This is a genomic window from Halobacteriovorax sp. RT-1-1 (assembly GCF_047085455.1).
Classification (GTDB): domain Bacteria; phylum Bdellovibrionota; class Bacteriovoracia; order Bacteriovoracales; family Bacteriovoracaceae; genus Halobacteriovorax_A.
In genome coordinates this window covers 333,777-357,066 of record NZ_JBKIXZ010000001.1, presented here as the reverse complement: position 1 = coordinate 357,066, position 23,290 = coordinate 333,777, and the positions used below count along the sequence as shown (strand labels likewise).

Sequence of the window (23,290 nt, the reverse complement as noted above, 5' to 3'; positions counted from 1 at the left end):
ATCGCTAAATCTCCACACCTGTATTTTTTAATTTTTTATGCAATGAGCAAGGGGCTTAAATTACTTAAGCTCAACCTTTGCACCAGCAGCTTCAAGTTTTTTCTTGATTTCTTCTGCTTCTTCTTTAGATACTGCTTCTTTAACAGTCTTTGGAGCACCTTCAACCATTTCTTTTGCTTCCTTAAGACCTAGACCAGTGATTCCTCTAACTTCTTTAATAACGTTGATTTTCTTAGCACCTGCGTCAGCAAGAACAACGTCAAATTCAGTTTTTTCTTCAGCAGCAGCACCACCAGCAGCAGCACCAGCAACAGCTACAGGAGCAGCTGATACACCAAATTTTTCTTCAAGTTCTTTAACTAGCTCAGCTACTTCAAGAACAGTCATGTTTGAGATTTTTTCAATTAATTGATCATTTGTAATAGACATATATAACTCCTAAAAATTTAAAATAACTTTAACTCTAACTTTGTTAATTACTATTCTGCAGATTCTTCAGCTGCAACTGGCGCAGCTTCAACGCCTGCTTCTTTTTGCTCTTTAATTGCATTAAGAACTCTAGCAAATGCTGAGATCGGTGCATTAAATGTCGCAAGAAGAGTACCAAGCATCTCATCACGAGATGGTAGGTCTGCAATTGCATTTACTTCTGCTGGTGTTAGTGCTTTACCATCAAGTAAACCACCTCTAAGCTCTACTAGTTCAAACGCTTTTCCACATTCTTTTAGTGCCTTAGCAACAGCTGGTGCTTCTTCAAATGCGAAAGCAACAGCTTGCGTACCTTTAAGACCAGAAAGTAATCCTTCTGCATCTGTTCCGGCCGCTGCCTTAGAAAAAAGTGTGTTACGAGTAACAACTAGCGATCCACCCGCTTCGCGGATAGATTTTCTTAGAGCTGTGGCGTCATTAGATGGTAGTCCAATAACGTTTGTTAGAAAGATAGCGTTGGCATCAGTGATCTTCTTTTTTAGACCATCGATGATAACGTCTTTCTCTGCTCTAGTTAACATCGTTTACCTCCTAAACTACTGGAGGGAGATTTCATGCAGGCTTTATGTAGCTTCAAACTTAATCAGCAGCTACACCGACAATCATCAACCCCTTATTATTTTGCTGCGATAGTTGCAGCTTCTAAAGTATCAATTTTAAGACCTGGCCCCATAGTCGTACTTAAAGTAAGTGACTTAAGGTAAGTACCTTTTGCAGAAACAGGCTTAGCTTTAATAATTGCTGTAATCATTGTGTCAATGTTCTTTCTTAAATCTTCATTTGTGAAAGATGACTTACCGATTGGAACGTGAATAATACCGTTCTTCTCAGTTCTATATTCAACCTTACCAGCTTTTTGCTCTTTAACTGCGTTTTCAACATTAGGAGTAACTGTTCCTAATTTTGGGTTAGGCATTAGACCTCTAGGTCCTAGGATTCTAGCAACACGTCCAAGTTTACCCATCATATCTGGAGATGCGATAACTCTATCAAAGTCAAGCCATCCACCTGCGATCTTAGCAACGATATCGTCACCACCAACGTAATCTGCACCAGCTGCTTCAGCTTTAGCTACGTTGTCACCAGATGTAATAACACAAATCTTTACTGTTTTACCTGTACCAGCTGGAAGTGCTAGTGCACCTCTGATCATTTGGTCTGCGTGTCTTGGGTCAACACCAAGTCTGAACGCTAGATCTACAGTTTCATCAAAGTTTGCGAACTTAACTTCTTTAGCAAGGTTAATTGCTTCATCGATAGTGTAAGTCTTAGTTGTATCTACTTTTGCAAGTGCTTCTGTATATTTTTTCGATTTCTTAGCCATTGTAACACCTCTTAGTAATCTAGTTTGATACCAGCTGAACGACATGAACCTTCGATGATTCTTTCCGCTGCTTCTTGAGTAGCTGCTGTTAAGTCTGGTCTTTTCGCTTCAACAATTTCTTCAATAATTTTCTTAGATACTGTTGTTACAACTTCTGTTCCTGGCTTCTGTGCCCCTCTCTTAAGCTTTAGCTTATCTTTAAGAAGGTATGAAGCTGGAGGTGTCTTAGTAATGAAAGAAAAAGAACGATCTGAGTATACTGTAATGATTGTTGGAAGCATTACACCTGCATCTTTCTGAGTCTTTGCATTGAAAGCCTTACAAAATTCCATAATGTTTACACCTTTTTGACCTAGTGCCGGTCCAACTGGTGGTGATGGGTTTGCTTTCCCACCTGGAATTTGTAGCTTAATGAAACCTGTGATTTTCTTAGCCATAAATTTCTCCTGCGAACTTTTGTTCTACCAACTATTATTAATTTTTTTCAACCTGAGAAGCATCTAATTCTACCGGTGTTGGTCGACCAAAGATAGAAACGTTTACTTTCAGTTTTCCATTTTCATTTACAGATTCAATCGTACCGATGAATGAAGCGAAAGGTCCTTCAATAACCTTAACCTCTTCTCCTTCAGAGAAGTCCACAGTAGTACGTGACTTTTTGAAGCCACCAGTAGATTTACCTGTCATATATGCAGCCTCTTCATCTGATAAAGGCGCTGGTTTGTCAACAGTACCGCCAACAAAACCTGTAATTTTATCTGTATCTTTTACTAGGTGCCAAGTGTTCTCATTCATAAGCATTTGAATTAAGACATAACCTGGGAAAAGCTTCTTTGTGATAGTTCTTTTTCTTCCACCCGCATGAGAAGTAACTTTTTCTTCAGGAACTACAATTTCACCAAATGAATCAGTTAGCTTATAGTTAACAATTCTTTCACGAAGAGTTTTTTGAACTTTGTTTTCTTGACCAGTAAGAGTCTTTGCAATGTACCAACGAAAATTAGGATTAACTGTAGCTTCACCTTCAGACGATTCTACGGCCATTTCTTCGTTAGTTAGTTCTTTTTCTGTTTCGTTGTTATCAACCATTTCTATCTCACTTAATCAATTAAAGGTATAAATTAAAGAATAATGTCTAGTAGCTGTCTAAATGTATAGTCTACTAATACAAAAATTCCACTTACAATGCTTAGTGCGATTACTAAACCAATTGTTGTCTTTAAAACGTCATCTTTGTTAGGCCAAACAACTTTTACAAGTTCAGCATAAACATCCTCAAGCATAGTAGAAGCATTCTTGTTTTTAGCAATTACTAGGAAGACAATCAGACCTACAACAATTCCTGCAACTTGTACCGTAATAGGAAAGTTTGGAACCTTTGCTTCAAGATCGAACCACTCACTTAATTGTTCGAGGAATCTAATAGTAATAAAACCACAAATCGCACTTACGGCAGCAACAAATGCATTAATCCATTTTTTGCTGTCTTCACTCTTAATGAGGGACATCTCAAATCCTTTTTTACCTAAATTAAACGTATAAGTACCAGATTATATCCCTTAATTAACATGGTTTGGCAAGAGCTAACGCAAAAATAGGATAAATTTGCAGTCAAAATAAATAATATTTGGAAAAAGTGGCGGGCGCATGAGGACTCGAACCTCAAACCTACTGATTTGGAATCAGCCGCTCTACCATTGGAGCTATACACCCGTTTGACTTGGAAACATAAATTACCGAAAAAGGCCTACCTCGTCAATCTCTTATTACTATAAATATTTCCATAATCTTGAATACGGTTCAATCTGAGGGTAGTGTAGCGAATCGCCAACGCGACATTTATTTATTTTGGAGAGAAAACAACATGAAGTATTTAGTACTATTAATGCTTACACTAAACATCAATGCGGCCATCTTTGTATCAGATTCATGTTCTGAAGATCAGAGAGACATGCTTATCAAAGATACTCAGAAATCTCGTGCAGACATGAAAGGCATCATTAAAGATCTTAGAGAGTACAAAAAACAGAACCCGTACATGAGCAAGAATGTTGAAAAGAAAATCAACAAGGCCATCGTAGTAATGAAATGTTCACTGGCAAGAACTTACTGGACTAAACATAAATGTGTTGAGCCATATGGTGGCGCAATCGCTTATACATATGCTGTTATCGGTAAAACTGTATATATCACACCAAGCTACTGGGAATATGATATTGAAGGCCGTCAAGGGATTGTACTTCACGAACTAACTCACAAGTGTGGAACTGGAGATGCTGATTACTTTTGGACACGTAAACCAAAAGATACTAATGGTACACCTTGGTCTGATATTGCTGATACATATAGATATTGGCAACAAAATGGAACTTGTATTCCAGAGATCGATTGTTAAAAAGATAAATTAAAATTTAGGCATAAAAAAAGGGGAGCATAGCTCCCCTTCCTTATATCTTGAATATATCAAATATTAGTCAAGAATTTCAGATACTGTACCAGCACCGATTGTTCTACCACCCTCACGGATTGCGAACTTAAGACCTTTTTCCATCGCGATTGGAGTAATTAGCTCTACTGCGAAAGAAGTGTTGTCACCTGGCATAACCATTTCAACACCGTCTGCAAGTGTAATATCACCTGTTACGTCTGTTGTTCTGAAGTAGAACTGTGGTCTATAACCTTTGAAGATTGGAGTGTGACGTCCACCTTCATCTTTTGAAAGGATATATACTTCACAGTTAAATTTCGCGTGTGGCTTTACTGAACCTGGCTTGATTAGACACTGACCACGCTCTACTTCTTCACGCTTAACACCACGTAGAAGAAGACCAACGTTATCACCTGCTCTACCTTCGTCAAGAAGCTTTCTGAACATCTCAACACCAGTTACAGTTGTTTTAGTTGTTTCTTTAATACCAACGATTTCGATTTCTTCGTTAACTTTGATAATCCCTCTTTCAACACGTCCTGTACAAACTGTACCACGTCCTGAAATTGAGAATACGTCTTCTACTGGCATTAGGAAGTCAAGGTCTGTTGCTCTAGCTGGAGTTGGGATGTACTCATCAACTTGTGCCATAAGCTCTAGAACTTTATCTTTACCAATTGCATCGTCTCTCATTTCAAGAGCTGCAAGTGCAGAACCAGCTACGATAGGAATATCGTCACCTGGGAAGTCGTATGAAGATAGAAGTTCTCTTACTTCCATCTCTACTAGCTCAAGTAGTTCTTCGTCGTCTACTTGGTCTACTTTATTTAAGAATACTACGATCGCTGGTACACCTACCTGACGTGCAAGAAGGATGTGCTCTCTAGTTTGTGGCATTGGCCCATCAGCCGCTGAACATACTAGGATCGCTCCGTCCATTTGTGCTGCACCTGTAATCATGTTCTTTACATAGTCAGCGTGACCTGGACAGTCTACGTGTGCGTAGTGTCTGTTAGCTGTTTCGTATTCAATGTGTGAAGTATTGATTGTAATACCTCTAGCTTTTTCTTCTGGTGCTGAATCGATTTCGTCGAATTTTCTTACGGCACCACCAAGTGCGTTAGCTAATGTGATTGAAATTGCCGCTGTAAGAGTTGTCTTACCGTGGTCAACGTGCCCGATCGTACCAATGTTTACGTGGGGCTTACTTCTGTCAAAAGATTCTTTTGCCATGACTTAAGTCTCCTTAAAAAAGTTAAACAAAACATTATGTTTGTCTTAATAACTATATACCTAAAAGCTAATTTGAGTTGTAAGTATCGACTATATTCATCTTAGATTCAACATAAAAAAAATGCCATCCAAGCTAAAATCTAACCCACAAATTACATAGTGCCATTTTGATAACATAAAAAACTTGAATTGCCAGTAAAATCTATACTTAAGGGCACAAAAAAGTTTATTAATAGAAAACAAAATGGAGCTCACGACGGGATTTGAACCCGTGACCTCTTCCTTACCAAGGAAGTACTCTACCCCTGAGCCACGCGAGCAAAAAAATAAGATTAGTGTATTTTAATAATGAGTTTGGATTTTTGGCAAAAAAAAAGATCCTCTAGGAGGATCTTTTTAATGGAGCGGGCGACAAGGTTCGAACTTGCGACATTCAGCTTGGAAGGCTGACACTCTACCAACTGAGTTACGCCCGCATAAGATTTAATTTTTATAACCTTTCAAAAACAATCTGTAAAGATTTATTTTTAAAATGGTGGCGAGAGATGGATTCGAACCATCGAAGGGATACCCCGACAGATTTACAGTCTGTTGCCTTTGGCCACTCGGCAACCTCGCCACAACCGCTGTAAAAAAATGGAGCTGGCAATAGGACTCGAACCTACGACCTGCGGTTTACAAAACCGCTGCTCTAGCCAACTGAGCTATGCCAGCAAACATTCTTGCGATGGAAATAAGTTATAAAGTAGAATTAAAAACCTGGCAAGCTTTTTTTAACTTATTTTTTAGAAAAAACTTTTTCCATTGCAATTGCCGCAGCAACCGATACATTCAGAGACTCAATTTTGCCCATTGGCTCTAAACGGATTTTCTTTTCCAGTAGACGAACTGTTGCATGTGACAGTCCTCTATCTTCTGCCCCAAGTACAAGGCACTTAATTCCATTAATTTCACCAAGCTCATTATCATCAGTATGCTCTGTAAGCCCTATAGGAGTTACATTACGCTTAATTAGTGCAGATAAAAACTTAGGTAAAGAATTGCATTTAACGATGTCAATATACTCAAGAGCACCAGAAGCAATACGGGCCATCGAAGGTCCAATATTGAAATTATTTTTTACTGCAAAAACAATATGAGTAACATTGTAAAACGCTGCTGTACGCATGATTGCACCAGCGTTGTGGACATCTGTTACTCCATCTAGACATAAAATTTTAACTTCTTCACCATTATCAATAGAATCAAATAATGGCTTTGTTTCTAAAATTTCTTTTTGACTTGTTAACAAGAAAACACCTGACGGAACTCTTGAGTATTGAAATTCCTGCTCAGTATAAAGTTCCTTAGCAAGCTCTTGAACTTTGTGAGAAGAAACTAATTTAACTTTGATTCCATCAAGTTCTTGTTTCTTAATCCCACCCATCTTGTATAGCTTATCAATTCCCTCTTCACAGGCAACAAGCTCAATTGTTTTACGTTTAGGATTACGAATTGCATGTACAATCGAATGTACTCCTACAATGATATCTTGTTCCATTACAGGTCCTTTAAAAGCTCATTAACTTTCGAAATAAGTTGGTCTTGAGATACTTTTATTTTTTCACCAGTACGTCTAACTCTGATTTCTAGAAGACCATCTTCTTTGTGATCTCTTTCTCCAAGAACAACTTGAAGAGGTAACCCTAGAAGATCTGCATCCTTAAATTTGAATCCAGGTCCAGCCTTTCTATCATCATAAATAACTTCTAACCCTGCTGATATAAGCTCTTTATGAAGTTCATCAGCTTTGGCTTTGTATTCATCAGACTTAGTAATTGCAACGAAAGATAAATTATAAGGAGCAATTGCTGCTGGCCATATGATTCCATTTTCATCATGGTTTTGCTCAATCGCTGCTGCAACTAAACGAGTTACACCAATACCGTAACAACCCATTAAAGGTGTCGCAGCTTTTCCATTTTGATCGAGAATAGTTACCCCCATTCCCTTCGTATACTTGTCACCAAGTTGGAAAATGTGCCCTACTTCAATTCCTCTTTTAAGCTCAACTTGGTGTTTTCCATCAAGAGTATAATCACCAGAACAGGCAAGTCTAAGATCAGCAATCTTAATATCTTTAAGCTGCTCATTTGCGACAAAATTCTCTAAGTGCATATCAACTTTATTTGCACCTACGATGTAAGCCGCGTCTAAATCGATCTGTGCATCAAATACAATTTCTAAGTTATCGATCCCAACTGGACCAATGAAACCTTTCTCAAGACCTAATGTCTTTAGTTCATTATCAGTAGCAGCGATTAAGTCACGACCTGGATAAACTTTTTCTAGTTTTAGTTCGTTTAACTCATCATCACCTAATAGAAGTGCTAGTACAAAAATTTCATCTTCTTCATTCTTTGCTTTATAAACTAGAGACTTAATTGAATGAAATTCTTTCTTTCCTAAGAAATCACAAACGTCTTTTATCGTTGCTTTACCAGGTGTTGCAACTTCGGCCATATCACCTGTTCTAGCTGCACTTTCGACTTTTCTTAAAGTTTTTGCCGTTTCAATATTTGCTGCATATCCTGCTTCATTTGAATAAATAATTGCATCTTCACCTGCATCTGCGATCACTTGAAACTCGTGTGTTTTCGCTTCACCATCGGCCATGGCCCCACCATCTGCAACAACAGCGGAGAATTCAAGACCTAAACGATTGAAGACATTTTCGTATGCTCGATAAAGGTTGTCATAGACTTCATCAAGACACTCTTTTGTCGCATGAAATGAATATGCATCCTTCATGATAAATTCGCGTCCACGCATCAGTCCAAAGCGAGGTCTTATCTCATCACGAAATTTTGTATTTATCTGATATACCGTTAAAGGTAGATCTTTGTATGATTTGATTGTTTTTCTAAAAACATCAGTGATGGCCTCTTCATTTGTCGGCGAAATACAAAGATCACGATCTGCCTTATCCTTAAACTTAAGCATCTCGCCACCCATCTTGTCCCAGCGCCCAGTTTCTTGCCAAAGCTCTCCTGGAGTTACAACAGACATTAGCATTTCATAACATCCGGCCTTATCCATTTCTTCGCGAACAATTTGTTCTACTTTGCGAATTGAACGATAACCCATTGGTAGATAATTATATAGTCCAGCTGCTGACTTATGAATTAAACCTGCTCTCATCATTAGCTGGTGTGATGCAATTGTTGCATCCGCTGGCACTTCTTTATAAGTTTGCCAAAATCCCTTTGATAGAATCATAGTATTCTCTCTCTTTTATAACGCGTGAAAATCCATACCATTGTACACGCTGTAATTCACACAATAAATGTTAAATATTTTTATATCGACTGATTAAAATGACGGCGCAAGGGCCATGGGCAGATCAAAAGCTTGAACTGCTTCTTTCTCAAGTGATGTTGCCGATACAATTTCATATGCATCAGGTGTCTCAAGAAGCTTGCGGCAAAGAACATTGTGAACGTGGTGTCCAGACATGTAAGTTGTGATTTTTCCAGCAATTTCATAACCTAGAAGGCTGATATCACCTACAGTATCAAGAATCTTATGTCTTACGAATTCATCATCAAAACGTAATCCATCTGGATTCATAACTTTAAAATCATCTAGAACAATTGCATTATCAAGAGATCCACCCTTAATTAGGCCTTTTCTCTTTAACATATCAACATCTCTTAATAGACCAAACGTACGCGCTCGACCAATTTCAGCGATGTAATTCTCGCAAGTAAATTCAAATACTTTACGTTGAGTTTTAATAATAGGGTGCTTAAAAACGATAGTAGAATCGATCACTAGCTTTTCACAAGGTTCAATTCTCGCCCATTTTTCGCCAACTTTTACTTCTACTGCTTTAGTAACTACTAGAAATTTCTTAGTTTTATGAAGTTGTTGGATTCCGGTCTCTTTAATAACATAAAGAAATGAAGCGCCTGAACCGTCCATAATTGGAACCTCTGGCCCATCAATTTCAATATAACAATTATTAATTCCGAAACCATAAAGAACAGATAGAAGGTGTTCAACAGTATGAACTGCACCTGGACCTGAGCCAATTGCTGTATTGTTCTCAGTAGCTCCTACAGTATCTGCAGTAGCCTTTAGCACTTGTGAATCTTTAATGTCAGTTCTCTTAAACTGGATACCAGAATCTGCTTCTGAAGGATGTAGAGTCATTGTCACCTTCTTTCCAGAATGGATCCCAATTCCTGTAATCATCACTTTTTTCGCTATAGTTCTTTGGTTTAACATTAAAAATCACCTAATTTTAAGTACTTTCTGTAATTTTAAACTGAGCAGCAATATATAGCAAGTATCGTCATACATGAGCAAAATATTACTGAATTTCCTGTCCTAGAGGCTTTTGTAACAAAATTTAACCAACCCTTCCACTCTTTTAATAATAACCGTAAAATAAATGCAGATGTTAAAACAACGTTAATTTAAATTCATGAATACGTTAAAGAAGGTTTATTGATGGAAAATTTATTTAATAATCTCGATCTAAATGAGGTGAATAAGTTCAATGCTGGCTGCTGTGTTGAGCACCTTGATATAAAAATTACTGAAGCAGGAAACGACTACTTAGTTGCGACGATGCCTGTAGATGAAAGAACAAGACAGCCATACGGCGTTCTTCATGGAGGAGCAAGTTGTGTCCTTGCGGAATCAGTTGGATCAATCGCTTCAAATATTATTTTAGATTCTTCAAAATTCTATGCTGCTGGTTTGGAGATAAATGCAAATCATGTGCGTCCAGTTCAATCAGGAATTGTTACTGCAAAAGCAACGGCCATCCATCTTGGAAAATCGACACACATCTGGGATATCCGCATCACAGACGAGAAAGACAAATTAGTTTGTATCTCTCGCCTGACGATGGCAGTTATTAAGAAATAAATTTTTATTTTTTAAGAAGTCGAGCTGGCATCTCAAAGGCTTCGTTAGTGAGTTTCTCACCAGTCTTTGGGTGCCTAACAGTTCTCAGTGCTACGAAGTGAAAAAGAAGTGGATTGATTGAGTAGATCTCATTTAAGATCTCTCTTTCTTCCTCTGTAATAAATCCTTTCTCTACAAGATCAGTCGTACGGTAAATCCAGTTAATTGCAGGAAGAGGATAATCTGATCCATACATTACACGTGAGTGAAATTGTTTATTTTCAATCATTTCAATTAGAGGCTCACTAAGTCTTTCATAAATGATAAGTGCCGATAGATCTGTGAAGAGGTTTTTCTCATATTTCTTTTCTTTGAAAAGTCTCCAAAATAAATCAGAACACTCTGCTTGTACTCCACCATTATCTAGATCCTCACATTTTCCACGTGAAGCGGCGTGAGAGATAATTACATCAACACCAAGATCAAGTGCATGACGTAGGCGAAGTGGATTTCCTAACTCTTGAAACTTATCACCCTCTACAGCTTTCTCTTCACCGGCATGTGTAATAAGAGTCATATTATATTTCTTAAGCGCTTTATAAAATGGAATAACTTTTTTATTTGCAGGATCGATACCCATTGCATTTGGTAGCCATTTTACAAACTTCACTCCACGAGCGGCCCATTTTTCTAATTCTTGAATTGCATCTTTACGGTAAGGATGTACTGAAGCAACCATTTTAAAATTCACAGGATGTTCTTGTGATAACTTCCAAATATATTCATTAGGCACATGAAATTCTGAATGCGTAAGATCTTTTGTACCATCTAACTTATAATGATAATCAAAAGCAAGTGCATAGGCTGGAATAAAGTGTGGCTGGTAAGTCATCAGTTCAACGAGACGGGCCACATATTGCTCATCTGCTTGTGACTTATCATCAACTCCAGAAGCGGAAATATAAACATTAAAACGATTATATTTTGATAAGTGATTATACCAATCTTGCATATCTGGGTTTACCCAAATACCACTTCCACTATTCCCAAGACCCACGATATGTAAGTGAGTATCTCTTAATTTCTTTAGATCAATTCCATCGTAAGACTTTTCAACAAAGTCTTTTACATGTTTAGGAAGTTTTTCATATTCATTTGGTTTGTAATCAAAATCGCCACCAAGTTTTCCATAGAGGAGAGAACACGATGACAATAGCATTGCGAGAGTAATAAATAATAAATTTTTCATTAAAATAACCTTAGACCTTTTTTATAGTCGTATTTAACTTGTAGAAGCACACTGAAGTGATCATGATCATCACGGTCGTGATTTACCCCTAAGATAGTATCGTAAGTCCACTTATCTTTTTTAAACTGATTTAACATTCCAACATAAGCAGTATCTTGCTTACTTTTTTCTGACCAAGAACGAAAGTGAAGAACTCCAAATGTATATGTATCGCTATACTGGTAAGCGATGATATTTCTCATAACATTCACAATATCATTCGTATCTATTTCCATTGAATGAAGAGCATTTACAACAAGTCCTGAGTAGCCGCTGTACTTAAAAAACTCTCTCTGATAATCGTTTATTGTGACAAACTTTTTATAAGCTAGAACATTTTCTATTCTTAAATACGAACGTGTACCGTCTGCATCACATATCTGTGTTTCACAATCAAAAGTTGAAAGCTCCTTCGATGAACGCCAAACTTGTTCAGTTCCGGCAGTGAAGCCTAAAATTGAAACTGGAAAAAAATCGATACGGCCACCAACGGAATTGATCGAACCACTTGTATTGAAATAAGCAGACTCACGAATGAAGCCATAAATTTGTTCGTTATATCGCCACATCTCCTGACTGACTCCAGCATCAACTCTCGCCGCTGCTCCTAGGATATAAGAACGATACCCAGCTGATGCGGATAAATCATATGTTGCTTGAATGTTAAACGTAATAAGACATAAACACAGAAATAAAAACTTATTCTTCATTAATTAACTCTTTTGCAATTTGTGAGATCTCACGACCTCTTGGCGTACGTATTAAAAAACCTTCTTTTAAAAGAAAGGGTTCATAAACATCTTCAATCGTAGAGCGGTCTTCAGCAAGAGTTGCACAAAGTGCTTCTATACCTACAGGACCTCCCCCATAATACTGTTGAATAACAGAAAGGATGCGTCTATCCATACGATCCAACCCGTGTTCATCAATTTCCATCATTTCTAGAGATTTTTTCACATCATTAATATTAACGTGAGAAGAATCACGAACAATAGCGAAGTCACGCACGCGACGAAGAACACGATTAGCGATTCTTGGAGTACCTCGAGCACATCTTGCCATTAAGTGCTCTGCATCTTCGTCTATTTGAATTCCGATTTTCTTAGCGTTATTAGAAATAATTTTTGCTAGTTCATCAGCTTTATAAAAATCAAAATGAAAATGTGCCATAAAACGATCACGAAGAGGATTTGATAATAAACCTGATCTTGTCGTGGCCCCAATTAATGTAAATGGAGCAATTTCAATTTGCATAGTTCTTGCAGCGGCACCATCACCAATAACAATATCGAGGCGATAATCTTCCATTGCTGAATAAAGAATTTCTTCAACAGAAATATGCATGCGATGAATTTCATCGATAAAAAGAACATCACGAGGCTCTAAATTTGTAAGAATCGCCGCAAGATCACCCTTCTTCTCAATGGCCGGTCCCGATATAACATGAAGCTGGCTTCCGAGCGCATTAGCAATAATCATGGCAAGAGATGTCTTTCCTAGTCCAGGAGGACCTGAAAGTAGTGCATGGTCCATAGACTGTTTTCTTTTAACAGCGGAAGTAACCATCACATCAATATTTTGTACGATTTTTTTCTGACCTATATATTCAGAAAAATCTTTCGGCCTTAAAACAATTTCTTTTCTTGTTTCTTCTTCATCAAGTGTTGGATCAAAAAAACGTCCTTCAGACATTTACACCTCTTTTAAAACAAGGTGAACTAATTGTTCGGCCCTTGTAATTTGGTTTTCATCTAAAATTCTTTTTGCAAGTGGCATCACTTTATCTTCAGTAAAACCAAGTTCTTTACAAGCCATGATTGCATCATTCATTAGTGCTGAATCATGATTAACAACTTCTGATACACTCTCTTCAAATAGCTCAAGATTTAGAGGTGCTTGAGAGATTGATTGTGCTGTCTGATTCGCAGAAGCAGAAGCCTTAGAATACATTTTTATTTTTTGTGCTTTTCCACTTAAATCAAGAATGATCTGTGAAGCAGCTTTCGCTCCTACACCAGGTGCCTTTTGTAGTGTTTTCTTATTATCAAAAGTAATGGCATCAATTATGTTATCCACACCAATACTTGTCACAAGAGCAAATGCTCCTTTAGGACCAACACCTTTTACACTTAAAAGTAATTCAAATGTTTTCTTCTCTCTCAAAGATCGGAAACCAAAAAGTTCTTCACTTGCCTCTTTCACTATATGTGAGATGAAGATTGCAGCAACTGAGCCCTCTGGTAAAACATGTTGAAAATAAATTTGGTGACCTACCCCAGAAGGAGTAAAAAGAATTAATTCGTTTCCATCGCTGAAAACAACTTCGCCTTGTAATAGACCAATCATATAACCTACTTAGAAAATACTTCTTTTAATGTACGTGCTTTTGTACGAGTATGAGACGATTTTCCCTTTATTTTTGCCCTTTGTCCACGATTCAACGCGTGACAAAGCGCTATAGCAAGGGCATCCGACTCATCATGTGACTTGAAATCTAGCTTACCAAAAATCATATTTAGAGATCGATCAACACTTTCTTTTGAAGCAAGACCATGTCCAGTAACACTAGATTTTATTAAGTTCGGTGAATACTCTGTGATTTTACCTTGATACTTATCAGATAAACCTGCAATTAGTGCTCCCCTCGCTTGAGCAAGTTTTGATAATGCGGGAATACTTTTTACGTAAATCAAAGCCTCAACTGAAATTTCATCAGGTTTATACATTGAGACAATATCTTTAATTGAAGAAGAAATCGTTGCTAAACGATCAAGAAACTCCGGTATCTTATCAAATTTTAAAACACCCGAATCGACATATTTAAATTTTCGACCTTCAACTTCGATAACCGCCCATCCAGTGGTACGAGATCCCGGGTCAATTCCTAGAATATACATAGATTTAGTATAAACGAAAAATTCGAATTTACGAGCGATCTACGCCTTTTATCATGTGGCCAATATAAAAAACTGCAGATCCACCAATAAATTGGTAGAGCTCAAGCATTTCATAGTCACCTTTTTGTAAACCAACAAAAAGACAAAGCCCAACTGATGCGAAACCGATTAATTGTAGTGCTAATCCTAACCAAAAAAACATATCAATTGAATACGACTTAATTCTGAAATTGCCAATACCAAGCTATAAAGATAATATGTGATAATGCAAAATGAGACAAAATTACTATATGCGCAACCCGTCATAGAAAGGCAGGTTGAACTTCTTAAAAAAGAATGTGGCTCCCTAAAAAGTTTGGGTACGACACCTTGTTTAAAAGTAATTCTTGTAGGTAATAATCCAGCAAGCGTTATTTATACAAATAGTAAGAAGAAGTTTGCAGAAAAAATTGGTGCAAGTTGCGAAATCGTTAATCTAGAAGATTCGATTAGTGAGGAAGAATTCCTCAAAATCGTAAATCAATTTAATAAAGATCCATCAGTTCACGGGATCCTTATACAACTTCCATTACCAAAATCACTCTCTCAAGTAGATACAACAGACCTTGTTGTTCCTCATAAAGATGTTGATGGTTTTCACTACGAAAATGTTGCTAAGCTTTACCGTGGGCAACTTGGTGAAACATCAATGATTCCTTGTACGCCAAAGGGTATTGTTACAATGGCCAAGTACTACGGAATTGATTTTACAGGAAAGAATGTTGTCATCGTTGGTAGAAGTCTTATCGTTGGGAAACCACTTTCACTTCTCCTAACAAATTTAAATGCAACTGTTACACTTGCACACTCTAAAACTCAAAACTTAAAAGAGCTAACTCAGTCAGCCGATATTATTGTGACAGCAATTGGCTCACCAAAGCTCCTTACTAAAGAATATTTCAGGAATGATCAGACACAAGTTGTCTTCGATGTCGGTATTAATCGAAGTATTGATGGCAAACTTTGCGGTGACTGCGACTTTGACAATATAAAAGATCAACTTGCGGCAATTACTCCAGTTCCTAAAGGAATTGGCCCAATGACAATCTTCAGTGTCTCTCAAAATTTAATTAGCGCAGCTAAAAAATAAAAACCTAAGGAAATTTATGAAACAAACATCACTTACACAGGCGCATCGCGACCTTAAGGCAAAAATGGCAGACTTTGCAGGTTATGAAATGCCTATTCAGTACGCTGGAGTAAAAGCAGAAGTTGAAGCGGTAAGAAGCAACATCGGTGTTTTCGATGTTTCACATATGGGTGAATTCTTTGTAACTGGTCCAGATGCTGTAGCCTTCGTTGACTATGTTATCACTAACGATTTTACTAATGCGGAAACAGGAAAAGCTGTTTACTCGCCACTATGCCGTGAGAATGGAACAGTAATTGATGACCTTATTGCATATAAACTTGAAGAACAAAAAGTTTTAATTTGTGTAAATGCGGCCAATATTGAAAAAGATTGGAATTGGATATCTTCGAAAACTGAAGGTTTTGATATTGAACTAACGAATCAGTCTGATGACTATTCTCTTCTTGCGATTCAAGGTCCTAAAACTGAAGAAGTACTTTCTAAACTAGGTTTTGATTCAGTTAAAAATGCTGCTTACTACTCTGCTTATGAAAGTAATTGGAATGGTGCTGCAGTAATCATGGCAAGAACAGGATACACAGGTGAAGATGGATTCGAAGTATTTGGTTCACATGAAACAATACAGAAACTATGGTCGGATCTTTTAAGTGCACAAGTTACACCTTGTGGCCTAGCATCACGTGATGTTCTTAGACTTGAAGTTTGTTATCCACTATATGGCCATGAGCTCAATGACGAATTAACTCCACTCGATGCTGCTCTAAAGTGGACTGTTAAACTAAATAAAGAAAAATTTATTGGAAAAGAAGCACTGTTAGAAGCCGCTGCAAACTATAGACTAGTTAAACTTTCTATTGATAAAGGTATTCCAAGAGAAGGTTACGAGATTCTAAATGACCAAGATCAAGTTATCGGTAAAGTAACAAGTGGTACGATGTCAGTAACTAACTCTCAAGGGATTTGCCTAGGGCTAGTTAAGCGTGATTTATTTCCTGAAAATAAGAAATTTAGAATACAAATTCGAAAGAATGTAATAGATTCAAACTATCATACAAAACCATTTGTTACCGGAGGGCACAAATAATGACTAATATTCCAACTGATCTTAAATATACAAAAGAGCACGAATGGGCAAAGATTGAAGGTGATATCGTAACTGTAGGTATTACAGATTTCGCTCAAAACTCTTTAGGTGATATTGTTTTTGTTGAGCTACCAGAAGTAGGTCAAGAGTTCTCAAAAGACGACACTTTTGGTGTTGTTGAATCAATTAAATCGGCAAGTGATCTTTATATTCCGGTTTCAGGTGTTATCACTGAAATCAATGAAGAACTACCAGATTCACCAGATAATTTAAACTCTGAACCATATGAATCTTGGATGATAAAAGTTAAAATTACAGATCAAGAAGAGCTTTCTGAGTTACTTTCTAACGAAGAATACGAAAGCCTTTGTCAAGAATAAACAAAATAAAATCTATTTCAAATTCTTACATATGCCCTCGAAATGAGGGCATTTTTTTATTTCAGTAACTTACAAATTTATATCTTAAAAATATTTTCAATTGACCAACTTTTTCCTTTACGAAGTCCTACGAAGGCTTCATACTCGCAATCTCCAATGTTCATCATTAAATAGAGACAGGTATTAAATGCATAATCAAGAATCTATTCAGCTAATCAATACTGCAATCATCAAGGGTAAAGAGAAAAAGATCGATACTACTTATGAGGATAGATTAAACCAAGCTTGTAATTCGTCTGCTATTGCTGCAATCTCAAATGCCATTCAACAACTAGCAGAGACAGATCGTATCTCATACGATCAAGCCGCTATTAAAATCGTTGAAACGATTAAAGAATTAGATCAGGTTTGGACTGACTACGTTCTCATGGAAGGTATTAACAACATTAAGAAGATGCTTAAAGGAAATACAAAGCACTAAGACTTAGTTCTTTGTAACTGCAAAACCCCAATCAATATTTGCGTGACCATTTTTAACTAAACCAGATGGTGGGTTAGGAAATGGCCCGGCTTTATTGAAAGCTTCTACAGCGGCGTCATCTAATTCTTTAACTCCAGAAGTACCATTTACAATAACGTTAATAATCTTACCGTCATTATCTAAAACGACACGTACATTTGTGAGAAATTTTTCACCAGCTGGTCCACGACGATTTTGACGATATAAGGACTCCATCTTTTCTCGCAGAGTAGCGCCCCAATGTTGCTCTAACTGTTGCTTAATTCTGAAGTAGAAACCGTAGTATTTATATTCAACTGTATTTAGTTTAGTAAAATCACCTAATTTAACATCTTCAAGGTGATCATTTGAACTAGCAATACCTCTGTGGTTCTTGCTACCTGTCTTAGTACCTTTAACTAGGTTTTGATCCTTTTGGAGGGGAGAATTTTGTGCAACTGCAAAGTCTTCAAAACTGATTCGACCAGATTTTGACTTTGTCATTTTACGTTGCTCTTTCTTCTTTGTCTTTGAACCCTGTTTCTTTTGATCAATTTTTGAGTTACCGACACCACCGATGTTAAATGCAGCAACTTCCATGGCCTTCGTTTCACGATCGACTTTATTATTTGTTTCACTCAAGTATTTTGCATCATCTGCGAGTTCTTGATTTGTCTTGGCCGCTGTCACGATCTGACGAGGCTTATCTCTATTAAGTCTTAGACGGATTCGCTCAGGTTCTTTTTCTTCTTGTGGTTTAGTTAATGACAAAGAAATTGAAGTTAGCTTTGAAGGCATCAAAGAGATATGTACAACTAGCGATAGAGCTATTGCTAGATATATATATGTCTTGTGATTTTTATGAACTAATTCCAAAGTGTCTCCGAGAAACTAAGTATTCTTTAGCCTTCTCGGAGAAAATATCGAAAAATTTACTACATATTTTGATTAATTGTTAAAGAAATCGTCATCTTCAAGAATTGCACCTGTTTCTTGACTATTTTCCTCTTTTTTAAAGAAGTTATTCTTAGAATTAGAGCCAGGTTCAGTTCCTTCAACAAAACTTTCCAAAAACTTTGATCCAGAGCCATTTGCTAACTCACCTGTCTTCTTATCGATCGAAACATTCACAATTCCTGGAGGCATTTGGAAGTCTCTTTCACCGTAGATCTGAATAGAACGTTGCATATATGATTTCCAAATTGGCATCGAAGCTCTTGTTCCTGTTTCCGGCCATCCCATAGTTTGGTTATCATCCATCCCCGTCCAAACACCTGTTACGATATTTTGAGAAAATCCTAAGAACCAAGCGTCCACATAACTACTTGTTGTACCTGTTTTACCACCTAAGAATTGACTTACACTTAGAGCGCCTCGTCCTGTACCATTATGAACAACACCCTTTAAAAGGTTAGTCATAATAAATGCTAATCTTGGATCGTATACCTGTTCTTCATCTAAATTTAATAAATACGGATTGACTGCTTCTTTTTCAAACTCATTATGAGAATCACCTTCTTTCTCACGTACATTTTCAGTTTGATTTAGATTCTTTGACTCTTTAGCTAATTTTTCTAGCTCAAGTTTTGACTGAGTCGCAAAGTCATCTTGGAAGTAATACTCTTTTCCATTTCTGTCTGTAATTGAAATAATTGATTTCGGCAGAACCTTTTTTCCTCCATTAGGGAAGATAGAGTATGCACGAATCATTTCTAGTAACGTTACACCAAAAGAGCCAAGAGAAATCGACATATCATTTGGCATATCTGCATGAAAATTGATTCGATCTAGATAGTTAAAAATCTTATCCATTCCAAGATCAAGAGCAATCTTAATTGTTGGAATATTTCGACTGTATTCAAGTGATTCTCTAAAAGTCATTGGACCTTTAAATTTACCATCATAATTTCTTGGTTTCCAATTAAGGGCCTGATTAGCTCCTCCAAGTGCTTCTGGAGTATCAAGAATGATTGTATTGGGTTGATAACCATTTTCTAAAGCAGCGGCAAACAGAAGCGGTTTAAAGGCAGAACCAGGTTGACGCTTAGATTGTAGTGCACGGTTAAATTCACTTTTATCGAAATCAACACCACCAACCATTGAAATCACTTCACCAGTAAATGGGTTCAAACTCATTAAAGCAGCTTGAACTTTAGGTTCTTGCTCAAGCGTACACTCTAAATACATTTGCTCTTCTAATGTTTTATAATCTTTTAGCTTTTTATAAGTATTGGCATATTGTGAATAGACATGTTCTGAAAACTTCGTGCTGAAATCTTTAATCTTTACATGAATAATATCGCCTTTCTTTAAAATATCATTAGGGTTCTTTATATATGGGAAATACTTACGTGCATCCGTATATTTTCTTTCGTGTGCCCAACGAAATGATTCATAAGGGATTACTCCAGTAATACCACCTACAGAAATAATAATATTTCTCATACGGCCATCAAGACGAAGCACTACTGCTTTATACAACTTATCCTTTTCAAGTTGACCTAATAACTGATCATCAGCATTATAACCAGGATAGAATCTCGAAGAGTAGAGCTTTGACATATGCTCTTGTGTGAACTCCTTAAGTACTGCGAGTTCATCTTCTTTTAATTGCAGTTCATATTCCCTTTCATTATTTTCAGAAAGTGTAAAATAATTAGACTTATCTTTGTAAAGCTCAACTCGAAACTCTTCAATATACTTATCAAGTTCTTCTAGTTCGATATGACCGATTGGTCCTTGGAAACCTTGGCGTTTATCAATTTCTTCTGCACCGATCTTGATATTTTCTTCAGCAGTCTTTTGAAGGTCGTAATTAAGAGTTGTCTGAACAGTGAAGCCTTCAGTTAAAAACTTCTCTTCTCCAACAATATCAATTGCCTGTCTACGTACCCAGTCAGTGAAATATCCCGCAAGGAATGGACTATTCTTTCTAAGCTGATACTTGATTTTTTCTTTTAGGGCAGCTTGATATTCTTCTTTAGTAATTTTCTTATTCGCAAACATACGGCCAAGAACATATGCCTGTCTCGTTTTTGCATGTTGTGGATTACGATAAGGAGAATACTTACCAGGAGCAACAAGTAGTCCTGCAATTAGTGCTGACTCAGCAACAGTTGCTTCATTTAATTCCTTATTAAAGTAGCCACGAAATGCAGACTTTACTCCATAGTATCCACCACCAAGATAAACTTGGTTTAGATAAAGAAATAAAATCTCTTCCTTATTAAATCTCTTTTCAATTTTTTGAGCTAAAAGAAAGTCTTTAATCTTTCTTGTAATTGATCTTTCTGATGAAAGTAATAGTGACTTAGCTACCTGTTGCGTAATTGTTGAACCACCCTGAACAACACGCCCCGCTTTCAAGTTGGCGACTAGAGCCCTTAGTACTCCAAAGTAATCAACACCATCATGATTGTAGAAATTTGAATCTTCCGCAGATAAGAAGGAATCAACAATTCGTGGAGGTATCTCATTAAACTCAACGACTTCTCTATTCTCTTTTCCAATGTCATATAAAACAACACCATCTTTTGAAAGAATTTTCGATTTGATTGGTGGATTATAATCTGCAAGACTACTAATTTTTGGTAACGTAAAAGAAAAGTATACTAGTATTGAAAAAACAAATAATCCTCCAAATAAAACCAAGAAGGACATTAATACTAATAATCTTTTTAAATGTTTCATAAATTCTCTTTTATAATTTCACACTTCTTCATTAAGCTAAAATTTTGCTTAGGCATATTGATTTGAATCATTTTACCATTTATCTGATTTTTCGAAACCGATAAGTTTTTCTCATATGAAAACACGAACACTCTCTGGGCAATTAAACGAGCGATATCTTCATTTGTTATTTCAATTTGAGCGGCCAGTATTTTCTTATTATTTTCAATATTATTTTTTAAGCCTTCGACAATATTACCCTTCGTCATAAAAGTGATATTACCGTTCACTCCTACTGTTGTTAAGTAGTAGGCGATACTAGACTTCTTTATTGTCCTAGCATCTAGCTCTAAATTTTCTACAATTTCTTGTGCATTCGTACGTTCTTTCAATCTAAAGAACTTCCACTTAACAAGTTCAGGCTTCTTTGTTTGAGCTAACATTGCTGCTATTGCCGAAGAACTACCAATACCAGCAACAAAATTAATTTTCACATCATTTTTAAGCAGGCATGAAACATAGTCCATAACATCAGTATCAAAATCTGAACTTGCACCAATAATGATTCCTACTGTATTGATTTTTTCAGAAGTTTGTAACGCTTGTGTATTTGGATTGACCTGACCAGGCCCATACTCAGTATAAGATGACTGCTCATCGACAGAAGGAATTATATTTGTTTCCTCTGCATCGACTGAGATTGTGACCACTCTTTGTTCTTCTTCAGGTTGTTTTTGGCAAGTATTACTTAAGAAGACAAAAACAAAAAATATAAGAATGAAATTTAGCTTATTCAATTTCTTTTTCTTCTAACTTATCTGTTAATTCTAGAACTTTCTTTTCAACTTTTTCTAAGTAGCCCTTACTATCAGTATATAGCTTAACCCCTTCTTCAAAGTTTTTTAAACTATCGTCTAGAGTAAGTTCTCCTGACTCAAGTCCGTGAACTAGTTCTTCTAATCTCTTTAAATTTTGTTCAATATCAATTTTCTTGGCCATATCTCACCGTGTCATAAATTCAACATTAATAATTCCAATGTGAACTAATATTCCCATACTTTGCATATTCTTTAAATAAAAAGGTGTGATAATCACTACTTACATCATGGGTCATTTTTACCTATGTAGGTAATTTGGCACCCCGATTGGTATAGTTAAAGAAGAATTTGCCAGGAGGGCAGATGAAAGAATTATGGGTACCGCTATCCGGTGCAATCGCACAACAACAGAAAGTTGATACAATTGCCAATAATGTTGCAAACGCAAACACGCCTGGATTTAAAAAAGATCAACTCGCTTTCAAAGAATACTTAACAGCACTAGATAAAGGTGTTGAAGATATTGATTTACCTAATAAGGAATGGGCCCCTGAAGACTTCTATCGAAGCTATGGAGCAGAGCATGCCATGGTTAAGGTAGATGGATCATTCACAAATTTTACGCAAGGTACATTATCTCCTACTAGCAATCCGTTAGATATTGGACTTCGTGGAAATGGATTTCTCGCCATTGAAACACCTAAAGGTGTGCGCTACACAAGGCGCGGAACTCTTTCTCTACGTCAAGATGGTGTTATCACAACACAGCAAGGCTATCCTGTTTTAAACAGAGAAGATAACCAACCAATATCAGTTCCACCTGGAACGAGAAATATTACATTTGCTCTAGATGGTGCAGTCTACGCTAATAACAATCAAGTTGGTTCACTAAATATTTCTGAATTCAATGATATGCATGCACTAAGAAAAGAAGGCAATTCACTTTATATCAATAATAATGAAGGTAATCTGAAAGAACAGATTAATACATCAGTCCACCAAGGCTTTATTGAACAATCAAATGTAAATGCCGTGTCTGAGATGTCTGAGCTAATTAAAGCTCACCGTCATTTTGAATCAATACAAAAAGCAATTAAAACTTATGATCAAATTAGCTCTAAGTCAGTTAATGAAATGATCAAATTTTGAGGTA

General features: G+C 36.7%; 27 protein-coding genes and 5 tRNA genes. 7 read left to right on the top strand and 25 right to left on the bottom strand.

Going from position 1 to position 23,290, the window contains the following annotated elements:
* Window positions 1-60: 60 nt before the first annotated feature.
* The 7 genes from rplL to ACMAWV_RS01815 form a co-directional block, all read right to left on the bottom strand.
* On the bottom strand, window positions 61-429 hold the full coding sequence (gene rplL, locus ACMAWV_RS01845; RefSeq protein WP_103219307.1) for a 50S ribosomal protein L7/L12: 369 nt from the start codon (window positions 427-429) through the stop codon (window positions 61-63).
* Between the two features lie 50 nt (window positions 430-479).
* Window positions 480-1,010 (bottom strand): 50S ribosomal protein L10, encoded by a 531-nt coding sequence (gene rplJ / locus ACMAWV_RS01840; protein ID WP_103219308.1) that lies wholly within the window; start codon window positions 1,008-1,010, stop codon window positions 480-482.
* A gap of 95 nt (window positions 1,011-1,105) precedes the next feature.
* Window positions 1,106-1,813, bottom strand: a complete 708-nt coding sequence (gene rplA, locus ACMAWV_RS01835; protein ID WP_103219309.1) for a 50S ribosomal protein L1 — start codon at window positions 1,811-1,813, stop codon at window positions 1,106-1,108.
* 11 nt (window positions 1,814-1,824) lie between these two features.
* On the bottom strand, window positions 1,825-2,250 hold the full coding sequence (gene rplK / locus ACMAWV_RS01830; protein ID WP_103219310.1) for a 50S ribosomal protein L11: 426 nt from the start codon (window positions 2,248-2,250) through the stop codon (window positions 1,825-1,827).
* 37 nt (window positions 2,251-2,287) lie between these two features.
* Window positions 2,288-2,857 carry a transcription termination/antitermination protein NusG gene (nusG, locus tag ACMAWV_RS01825; RefSeq protein WP_368667192.1) on the bottom strand — a complete coding sequence of 190 codons (570 nt, stop codon included), beginning with the start codon at window positions 2,855-2,857 and terminating at the stop codon, window positions 2,288-2,290.
* Between the two features lie 77 nt (window positions 2,858-2,934).
* Entirely contained in the window at window positions 2,935-3,321 is a 387-nt protein-coding gene (gene secE / locus ACMAWV_RS01820; RefSeq protein ID WP_103219312.1) for a preprotein translocase subunit SecE, read from the bottom strand.
* Between the two features lie 129 nt (window positions 3,322-3,450).
* Window positions 3,451-3,526, bottom strand: a tRNA-Trp gene (locus ACMAWV_RS01815).
* Window positions 3,527-3,677: 151 nt separating this feature from the next.
* On the opposite strand from ACMAWV_RS01815, the gene ACMAWV_RS01810 reads away from it, so the two are divergent.
* A complete protein-coding gene (locus tag ACMAWV_RS01810) occupies window positions 3,678-4,208 on the top strand; it encodes a M35 family metallo-endopeptidase (RefSeq protein ID WP_412470530.1) in 531 nt (176 codons plus the stop codon).
* Between the two features lie 75 nt (window positions 4,209-4,283).
* Here ACMAWV_RS01810 and tuf read toward each other — a convergent pair whose 3' ends face one another.
* The 8 genes from tuf to lpxC form a co-directional block, all read right to left on the bottom strand.
* Window positions 4,284-5,474, bottom strand: coding sequence for an elongation factor Tu (gene tuf / locus ACMAWV_RS01805; RefSeq protein ID WP_393022178.1), 1,191 nt, complete (start codon window positions 5,472-5,474; stop codon window positions 4,284-4,286).
* 245 nt (window positions 5,475-5,719) lie between these two features.
* Window positions 5,720-5,794: transfer RNA gene (locus tag ACMAWV_RS01800), tRNA-Thr, on the bottom strand.
* Window positions 5,795-5,874: 80 nt separating this feature from the next.
* Window positions 5,875-5,950: transfer RNA gene (locus ACMAWV_RS01795), tRNA-Gly, on the bottom strand.
* A gap of 57 nt (window positions 5,951-6,007) precedes the next feature.
* A tRNA-Tyr gene (locus ACMAWV_RS01790) sits at window positions 6,008-6,093 on the bottom strand.
* 18 nt (window positions 6,094-6,111) lie between these two features.
* Window positions 6,112-6,188: transfer RNA gene (locus ACMAWV_RS01785), tRNA-Thr, on the bottom strand.
* 64 nt (window positions 6,189-6,252) lie between these two features.
* Entirely contained in the window at window positions 6,253-7,014 is a 762-nt protein-coding gene (locus ACMAWV_RS01780; protein ID WP_392994142.1) for a TrmH family RNA methyltransferase, read from the bottom strand.
* Window positions 7,014-8,732: a proline--tRNA ligase gene (locus ACMAWV_RS01775; protein WP_103218705.1), complete on the bottom strand. Its 1,719-nt coding sequence runs from the start codon at window positions 8,730-8,732 to the stop codon at window positions 7,014-7,016. Before ACMAWV_RS01775 ends, ACMAWV_RS01780 begins: the two co-directional genes overlap by 1 nt.
* A 93-nt stretch (window positions 8,733-8,825) precedes the next feature.
* Entirely contained in the window at window positions 8,826-9,743 is a 918-nt protein-coding gene (lpxC, locus tag ACMAWV_RS01770) for a UDP-3-O-acyl-N-acetylglucosamine deacetylase (RefSeq protein WP_103218704.1), read from the bottom strand.
* Window positions 9,744-9,968: 225 nt separating this feature from the next.
* On the opposite strand from lpxC, the gene ACMAWV_RS01765 reads away from it, so the two are divergent.
* Window positions 9,969-10,391, top strand: coding sequence for a hotdog fold thioesterase (locus ACMAWV_RS01765; RefSeq protein WP_103218703.1), 423 nt, complete (start codon window positions 9,969-9,971; stop codon window positions 10,389-10,391).
* A 4-nt stretch (window positions 10,392-10,395) separates the two neighbouring features.
* On the opposite strand, the gene ACMAWV_RS01760 is transcribed toward ACMAWV_RS01765, so the two are convergent.
* Genes ACMAWV_RS01760 through ACMAWV_RS01735 form a run of 6 tightly spaced genes read right to left on the bottom strand, consistent with a single transcriptional unit; the run spans window position 10,396 to window position 14,757 of the window.
* Window positions 10,396-11,619, bottom strand: coding sequence for an amidohydrolase family protein (locus ACMAWV_RS01760; protein ID WP_412463476.1), 1,224 nt, complete (start codon window positions 11,617-11,619; stop codon window positions 10,396-10,398).
* The gene (locus ACMAWV_RS01755; RefSeq protein WP_412463477.1) at window positions 11,619-12,368 is read right to left on the bottom strand and encodes a hypothetical protein; all 750 of its coding nucleotides are present in this window, start codon (window positions 12,366-12,368) and stop codon (window positions 11,619-11,621) included. Before ACMAWV_RS01755 ends, ACMAWV_RS01760 begins: the two co-directional genes overlap by 1 nt.
* Window positions 12,358-13,350, bottom strand: coding sequence for a Holliday junction branch migration DNA helicase RuvB (gene ruvB, locus ACMAWV_RS01750; protein WP_103218700.1), 993 nt, complete (start codon window positions 13,348-13,350; stop codon window positions 12,358-12,360). Before ruvB ends, ACMAWV_RS01755 begins: the two co-directional genes overlap by 11 nt.
* Window positions 13,351-14,004 carry a Holliday junction branch migration protein RuvA gene (gene ruvA / locus ACMAWV_RS01745; RefSeq protein ID WP_392994136.1) on the bottom strand — a complete coding sequence of 218 codons (654 nt, stop codon included), beginning with the start codon at window positions 14,002-14,004 and terminating at the stop codon, window positions 13,351-13,353.
* Between the two features lie 5 nt (window positions 14,005-14,009).
* A complete protein-coding gene (gene ruvC / locus ACMAWV_RS01740; protein ID WP_392994133.1) occupies window positions 14,010-14,555 on the bottom strand; it encodes a crossover junction endodeoxyribonuclease RuvC in 546 nt (181 codons plus the stop codon).
* 28 nt (window positions 14,556-14,583) lie between these two features.
* The gene (locus ACMAWV_RS01735) at window positions 14,584-14,757 is read right to left on the bottom strand and encodes a hypothetical protein (RefSeq protein WP_021267658.1); all 174 of its coding nucleotides are present in this window, start codon (window positions 14,755-14,757) and stop codon (window positions 14,584-14,586) included.
* 63 nt (window positions 14,758-14,820) lie between these two features.
* Here ACMAWV_RS01735 and ACMAWV_RS01730 point away from each other — a divergent pair, with 63 nt between their 5' ends.
* The 4 genes from ACMAWV_RS01730 to ACMAWV_RS01715 all read left to right on the top strand — a co-directional run bounded on the left by ACMAWV_RS01730 (window position 14,821) and on the right by ACMAWV_RS01715 (window position 17,632).
* Window positions 14,821-15,684, top strand: coding sequence for a bifunctional 5,10-methylenetetrahydrofolate dehydrogenase/5,10-methenyltetrahydrofolate cyclohydrolase (locus tag ACMAWV_RS01730; protein WP_412470522.1), 864 nt, complete (start codon window positions 14,821-14,823; stop codon window positions 15,682-15,684).
* Between the two features lie 16 nt (window positions 15,685-15,700).
* A complete protein-coding gene (gene gcvT / locus ACMAWV_RS01725; RefSeq protein ID WP_392994128.1) occupies window positions 15,701-16,771 on the top strand; it encodes a glycine cleavage system aminomethyltransferase GcvT in 1,071 nt (356 codons plus the stop codon).
* A complete protein-coding gene (gcvH, locus tag ACMAWV_RS01720) occupies window positions 16,771-17,151 on the top strand; it encodes a glycine cleavage system protein GcvH (protein WP_103218695.1) in 381 nt (126 codons plus the stop codon). The genes gcvT and gcvH overlap by 1 nt, the downstream gene beginning before the upstream one ends.
* A 187-nt stretch (window positions 17,152-17,338) precedes the next feature.
* Window positions 17,339-17,632, top strand: coding sequence for a hypothetical protein (locus tag ACMAWV_RS01715; protein ID WP_021267699.1), 294 nt, complete (start codon window positions 17,339-17,341; stop codon window positions 17,630-17,632).
* Between the two features lie 3 nt (window positions 17,633-17,635).
* On the opposite strand, the gene ACMAWV_RS01710 is transcribed toward ACMAWV_RS01715, so the two are convergent.
* The 4 genes from ACMAWV_RS01710 to xseB all read right to left on the bottom strand — a co-directional run bounded on the left by ACMAWV_RS01710 (window position 17,636) and on the right by xseB (window position 22,318).
* Window positions 17,636-18,526, bottom strand: coding sequence for an energy transducer TonB (locus ACMAWV_RS01710; protein WP_412470521.1), 891 nt, complete (start codon window positions 18,524-18,526; stop codon window positions 17,636-17,638).
* Between the two features lie 72 nt (window positions 18,527-18,598).
* A complete protein-coding gene (locus tag ACMAWV_RS01705; protein WP_103218693.1) occupies window positions 18,599-21,340 on the bottom strand; it encodes a penicillin-binding protein 1A in 2,742 nt (913 codons plus the stop codon).
* Window positions 21,337-22,116 carry a hypothetical protein gene (locus ACMAWV_RS01700; RefSeq protein WP_103218692.1) on the bottom strand — a complete coding sequence of 260 codons (780 nt, stop codon included), beginning with the start codon at window positions 22,114-22,116 and terminating at the stop codon, window positions 21,337-21,339. Before ACMAWV_RS01700 ends, ACMAWV_RS01705 begins: the two co-directional genes overlap by 4 nt.
* Entirely contained in the window at window positions 22,109-22,318 is a 210-nt protein-coding gene (xseB, locus tag ACMAWV_RS01695) for an exodeoxyribonuclease VII small subunit (RefSeq protein ID WP_199177562.1), read from the bottom strand. The genes ACMAWV_RS01700 and xseB overlap by 8 nt, the downstream gene beginning before the upstream one ends.
* A gap of 182 nt (window positions 22,319-22,500) precedes the next feature.
* Between xseB and flgF the strand changes: the two genes are divergently transcribed.
* Window positions 22,501-23,286 carry a flagellar basal-body rod protein FlgF gene (gene flgF / locus ACMAWV_RS01690; RefSeq protein ID WP_412470520.1) on the top strand — a complete coding sequence of 262 codons (786 nt, stop codon included), beginning with the start codon at window positions 22,501-22,503 and terminating at the stop codon, window positions 23,284-23,286.
* Window positions 23,287-23,290 lie beyond the last annotated feature (4 nt).

Excerpts from the sequence above, each read along its gene's own strand:
- xseB (WP_199177562.1), bottom strand. The coding sequence starts at position 22,318 with ATGGCCAAGAAAATTGATATTGAACAAAATTTAAAGAGATTAGAAGAA.
- gcvH (WP_103218695.1), top strand. The coding sequence starts at position 16,771 with ATGACTAATATTCCAACTGATCTTAAATATACAAAAGAGCACGAATGG.
- ACMAWV_RS01735 (WP_021267658.1), bottom strand. The coding sequence starts at position 14,757 with ATGTTTTTTTGGTTAGGATTAGCACTACAATTAATCGGTTTCGCATCA.
- lpxC (WP_103218704.1), bottom strand. The coding sequence starts at position 9,743 with ATGTTAAACCAAAGAACTATAGCGAAAAAAGTGATGATTACAGGAATT.
- ruvA (WP_392994136.1), bottom strand. The coding sequence starts at position 14,004 with ATGATTGGTCTATTACAAGGCGAAGTTGTTTTCAGCGATGGAAACGAA.
- ACMAWV_RS01810 (WP_412470530.1), top strand. The coding sequence starts at position 3,678 with ATGAAGTATTTAGTACTATTAATGCTTACACTAAACATCAATGCGGCC.
- ACMAWV_RS01775 (WP_103218705.1), bottom strand. The coding sequence starts at position 8,732 with ATGATTCTATCAAAGGGATTTTGGCAAACTTATAAAGAAGTGCCAGCG.
- ruvC (WP_392994133.1), bottom strand. The coding sequence starts at position 14,555 with ATGTATATTCTAGGAATTGACCCGGGATCTCGTACCACTGGATGGGCG.
- ACMAWV_RS01705 (WP_103218693.1), bottom strand. The coding sequence starts at position 21,340 with ATGAAACATTTAAAAAGATTATTAGTATTAATGTCCTTCTTGGTTTTA.
- ACMAWV_RS01760 (WP_412463476.1), bottom strand. The coding sequence starts at position 11,619 with ATGAAAAATTTATTATTTATTACTCTCGCAATGCTATTGTCATCGTGT.
- rplA (WP_103219309.1), bottom strand. The coding sequence starts at position 1,813 with ATGGCTAAGAAATCGAAAAAATATACAGAAGCACTTGCAAAAGTAGAT.
- rplJ (WP_103219308.1), bottom strand. The coding sequence starts at position 1,010 with ATGTTAACTAGAGCAGAGAAAGACGTTATCATCGATGGTCTAAAAAAG.
- secE (WP_103219312.1), bottom strand. The coding sequence starts at position 3,321 with ATGTCCCTCATTAAGAGTGAAGACAGCAAAAAATGGATTAATGCATTT.
- rplL (WP_103219307.1), bottom strand. The coding sequence starts at position 429 with ATGTCTATTACAAATGATCAATTAATTGAAAAAATCTCAAACATGACT.
- flgF (WP_412470520.1), top strand. The coding sequence starts at position 22,501 with ATGAAAGAATTATGGGTACCGCTATCCGGTGCAATCGCACAACAACAG.
- ACMAWV_RS01715 (WP_021267699.1), top strand. The coding sequence starts at position 17,339 with ATGCATAATCAAGAATCTATTCAGCTAATCAATACTGCAATCATCAAG.
- ACMAWV_RS01780 (WP_392994142.1), bottom strand. The coding sequence starts at position 7,014 with ATGGAACAAGATATCATTGTAGGAGTACATTCGATTGTACATGCAATT.
- gcvT (WP_392994128.1), top strand. The coding sequence starts at position 15,701 with ATGAAACAAACATCACTTACACAGGCGCATCGCGACCTTAAGGCAAAA.
- ACMAWV_RS01730 (WP_412470522.1), top strand. The coding sequence starts at position 14,821 with ATGCAAAATGAGACAAAATTACTATATGCGCAACCCGTCATAGAAAGG.
- ruvB (WP_103218700.1), bottom strand. The coding sequence starts at position 13,350 with ATGTCTGAAGGACGTTTTTTTGATCCAACACTTGATGAAGAAGAAACA.
- ACMAWV_RS01755 (WP_412463477.1), bottom strand. The coding sequence starts at position 12,368 with ATGAAGAATAAGTTTTTATTTCTGTGTTTATGTCTTATTACGTTTAAC.
- nusG (WP_368667192.1), bottom strand. The coding sequence starts at position 2,857 with ATGGCCGTAGAATCGTCTGAAGGTGAAGCTACAGTTAATCCTAATTTT.
- tuf (WP_393022178.1), bottom strand. The coding sequence starts at position 5,474 with ATGGCAAAAGAATCTTTTGACAGAAGTAAGCCCCACGTAAACATTGGT.
- ACMAWV_RS01765 (WP_103218703.1), top strand. The coding sequence starts at position 9,969 with ATGGAAAATTTATTTAATAATCTCGATCTAAATGAGGTGAATAAGTTC.
- rplK (WP_103219310.1), bottom strand. The coding sequence starts at position 2,250 with ATGGCTAAGAAAATCACAGGTTTCATTAAGCTACAAATTCCAGGTGGG.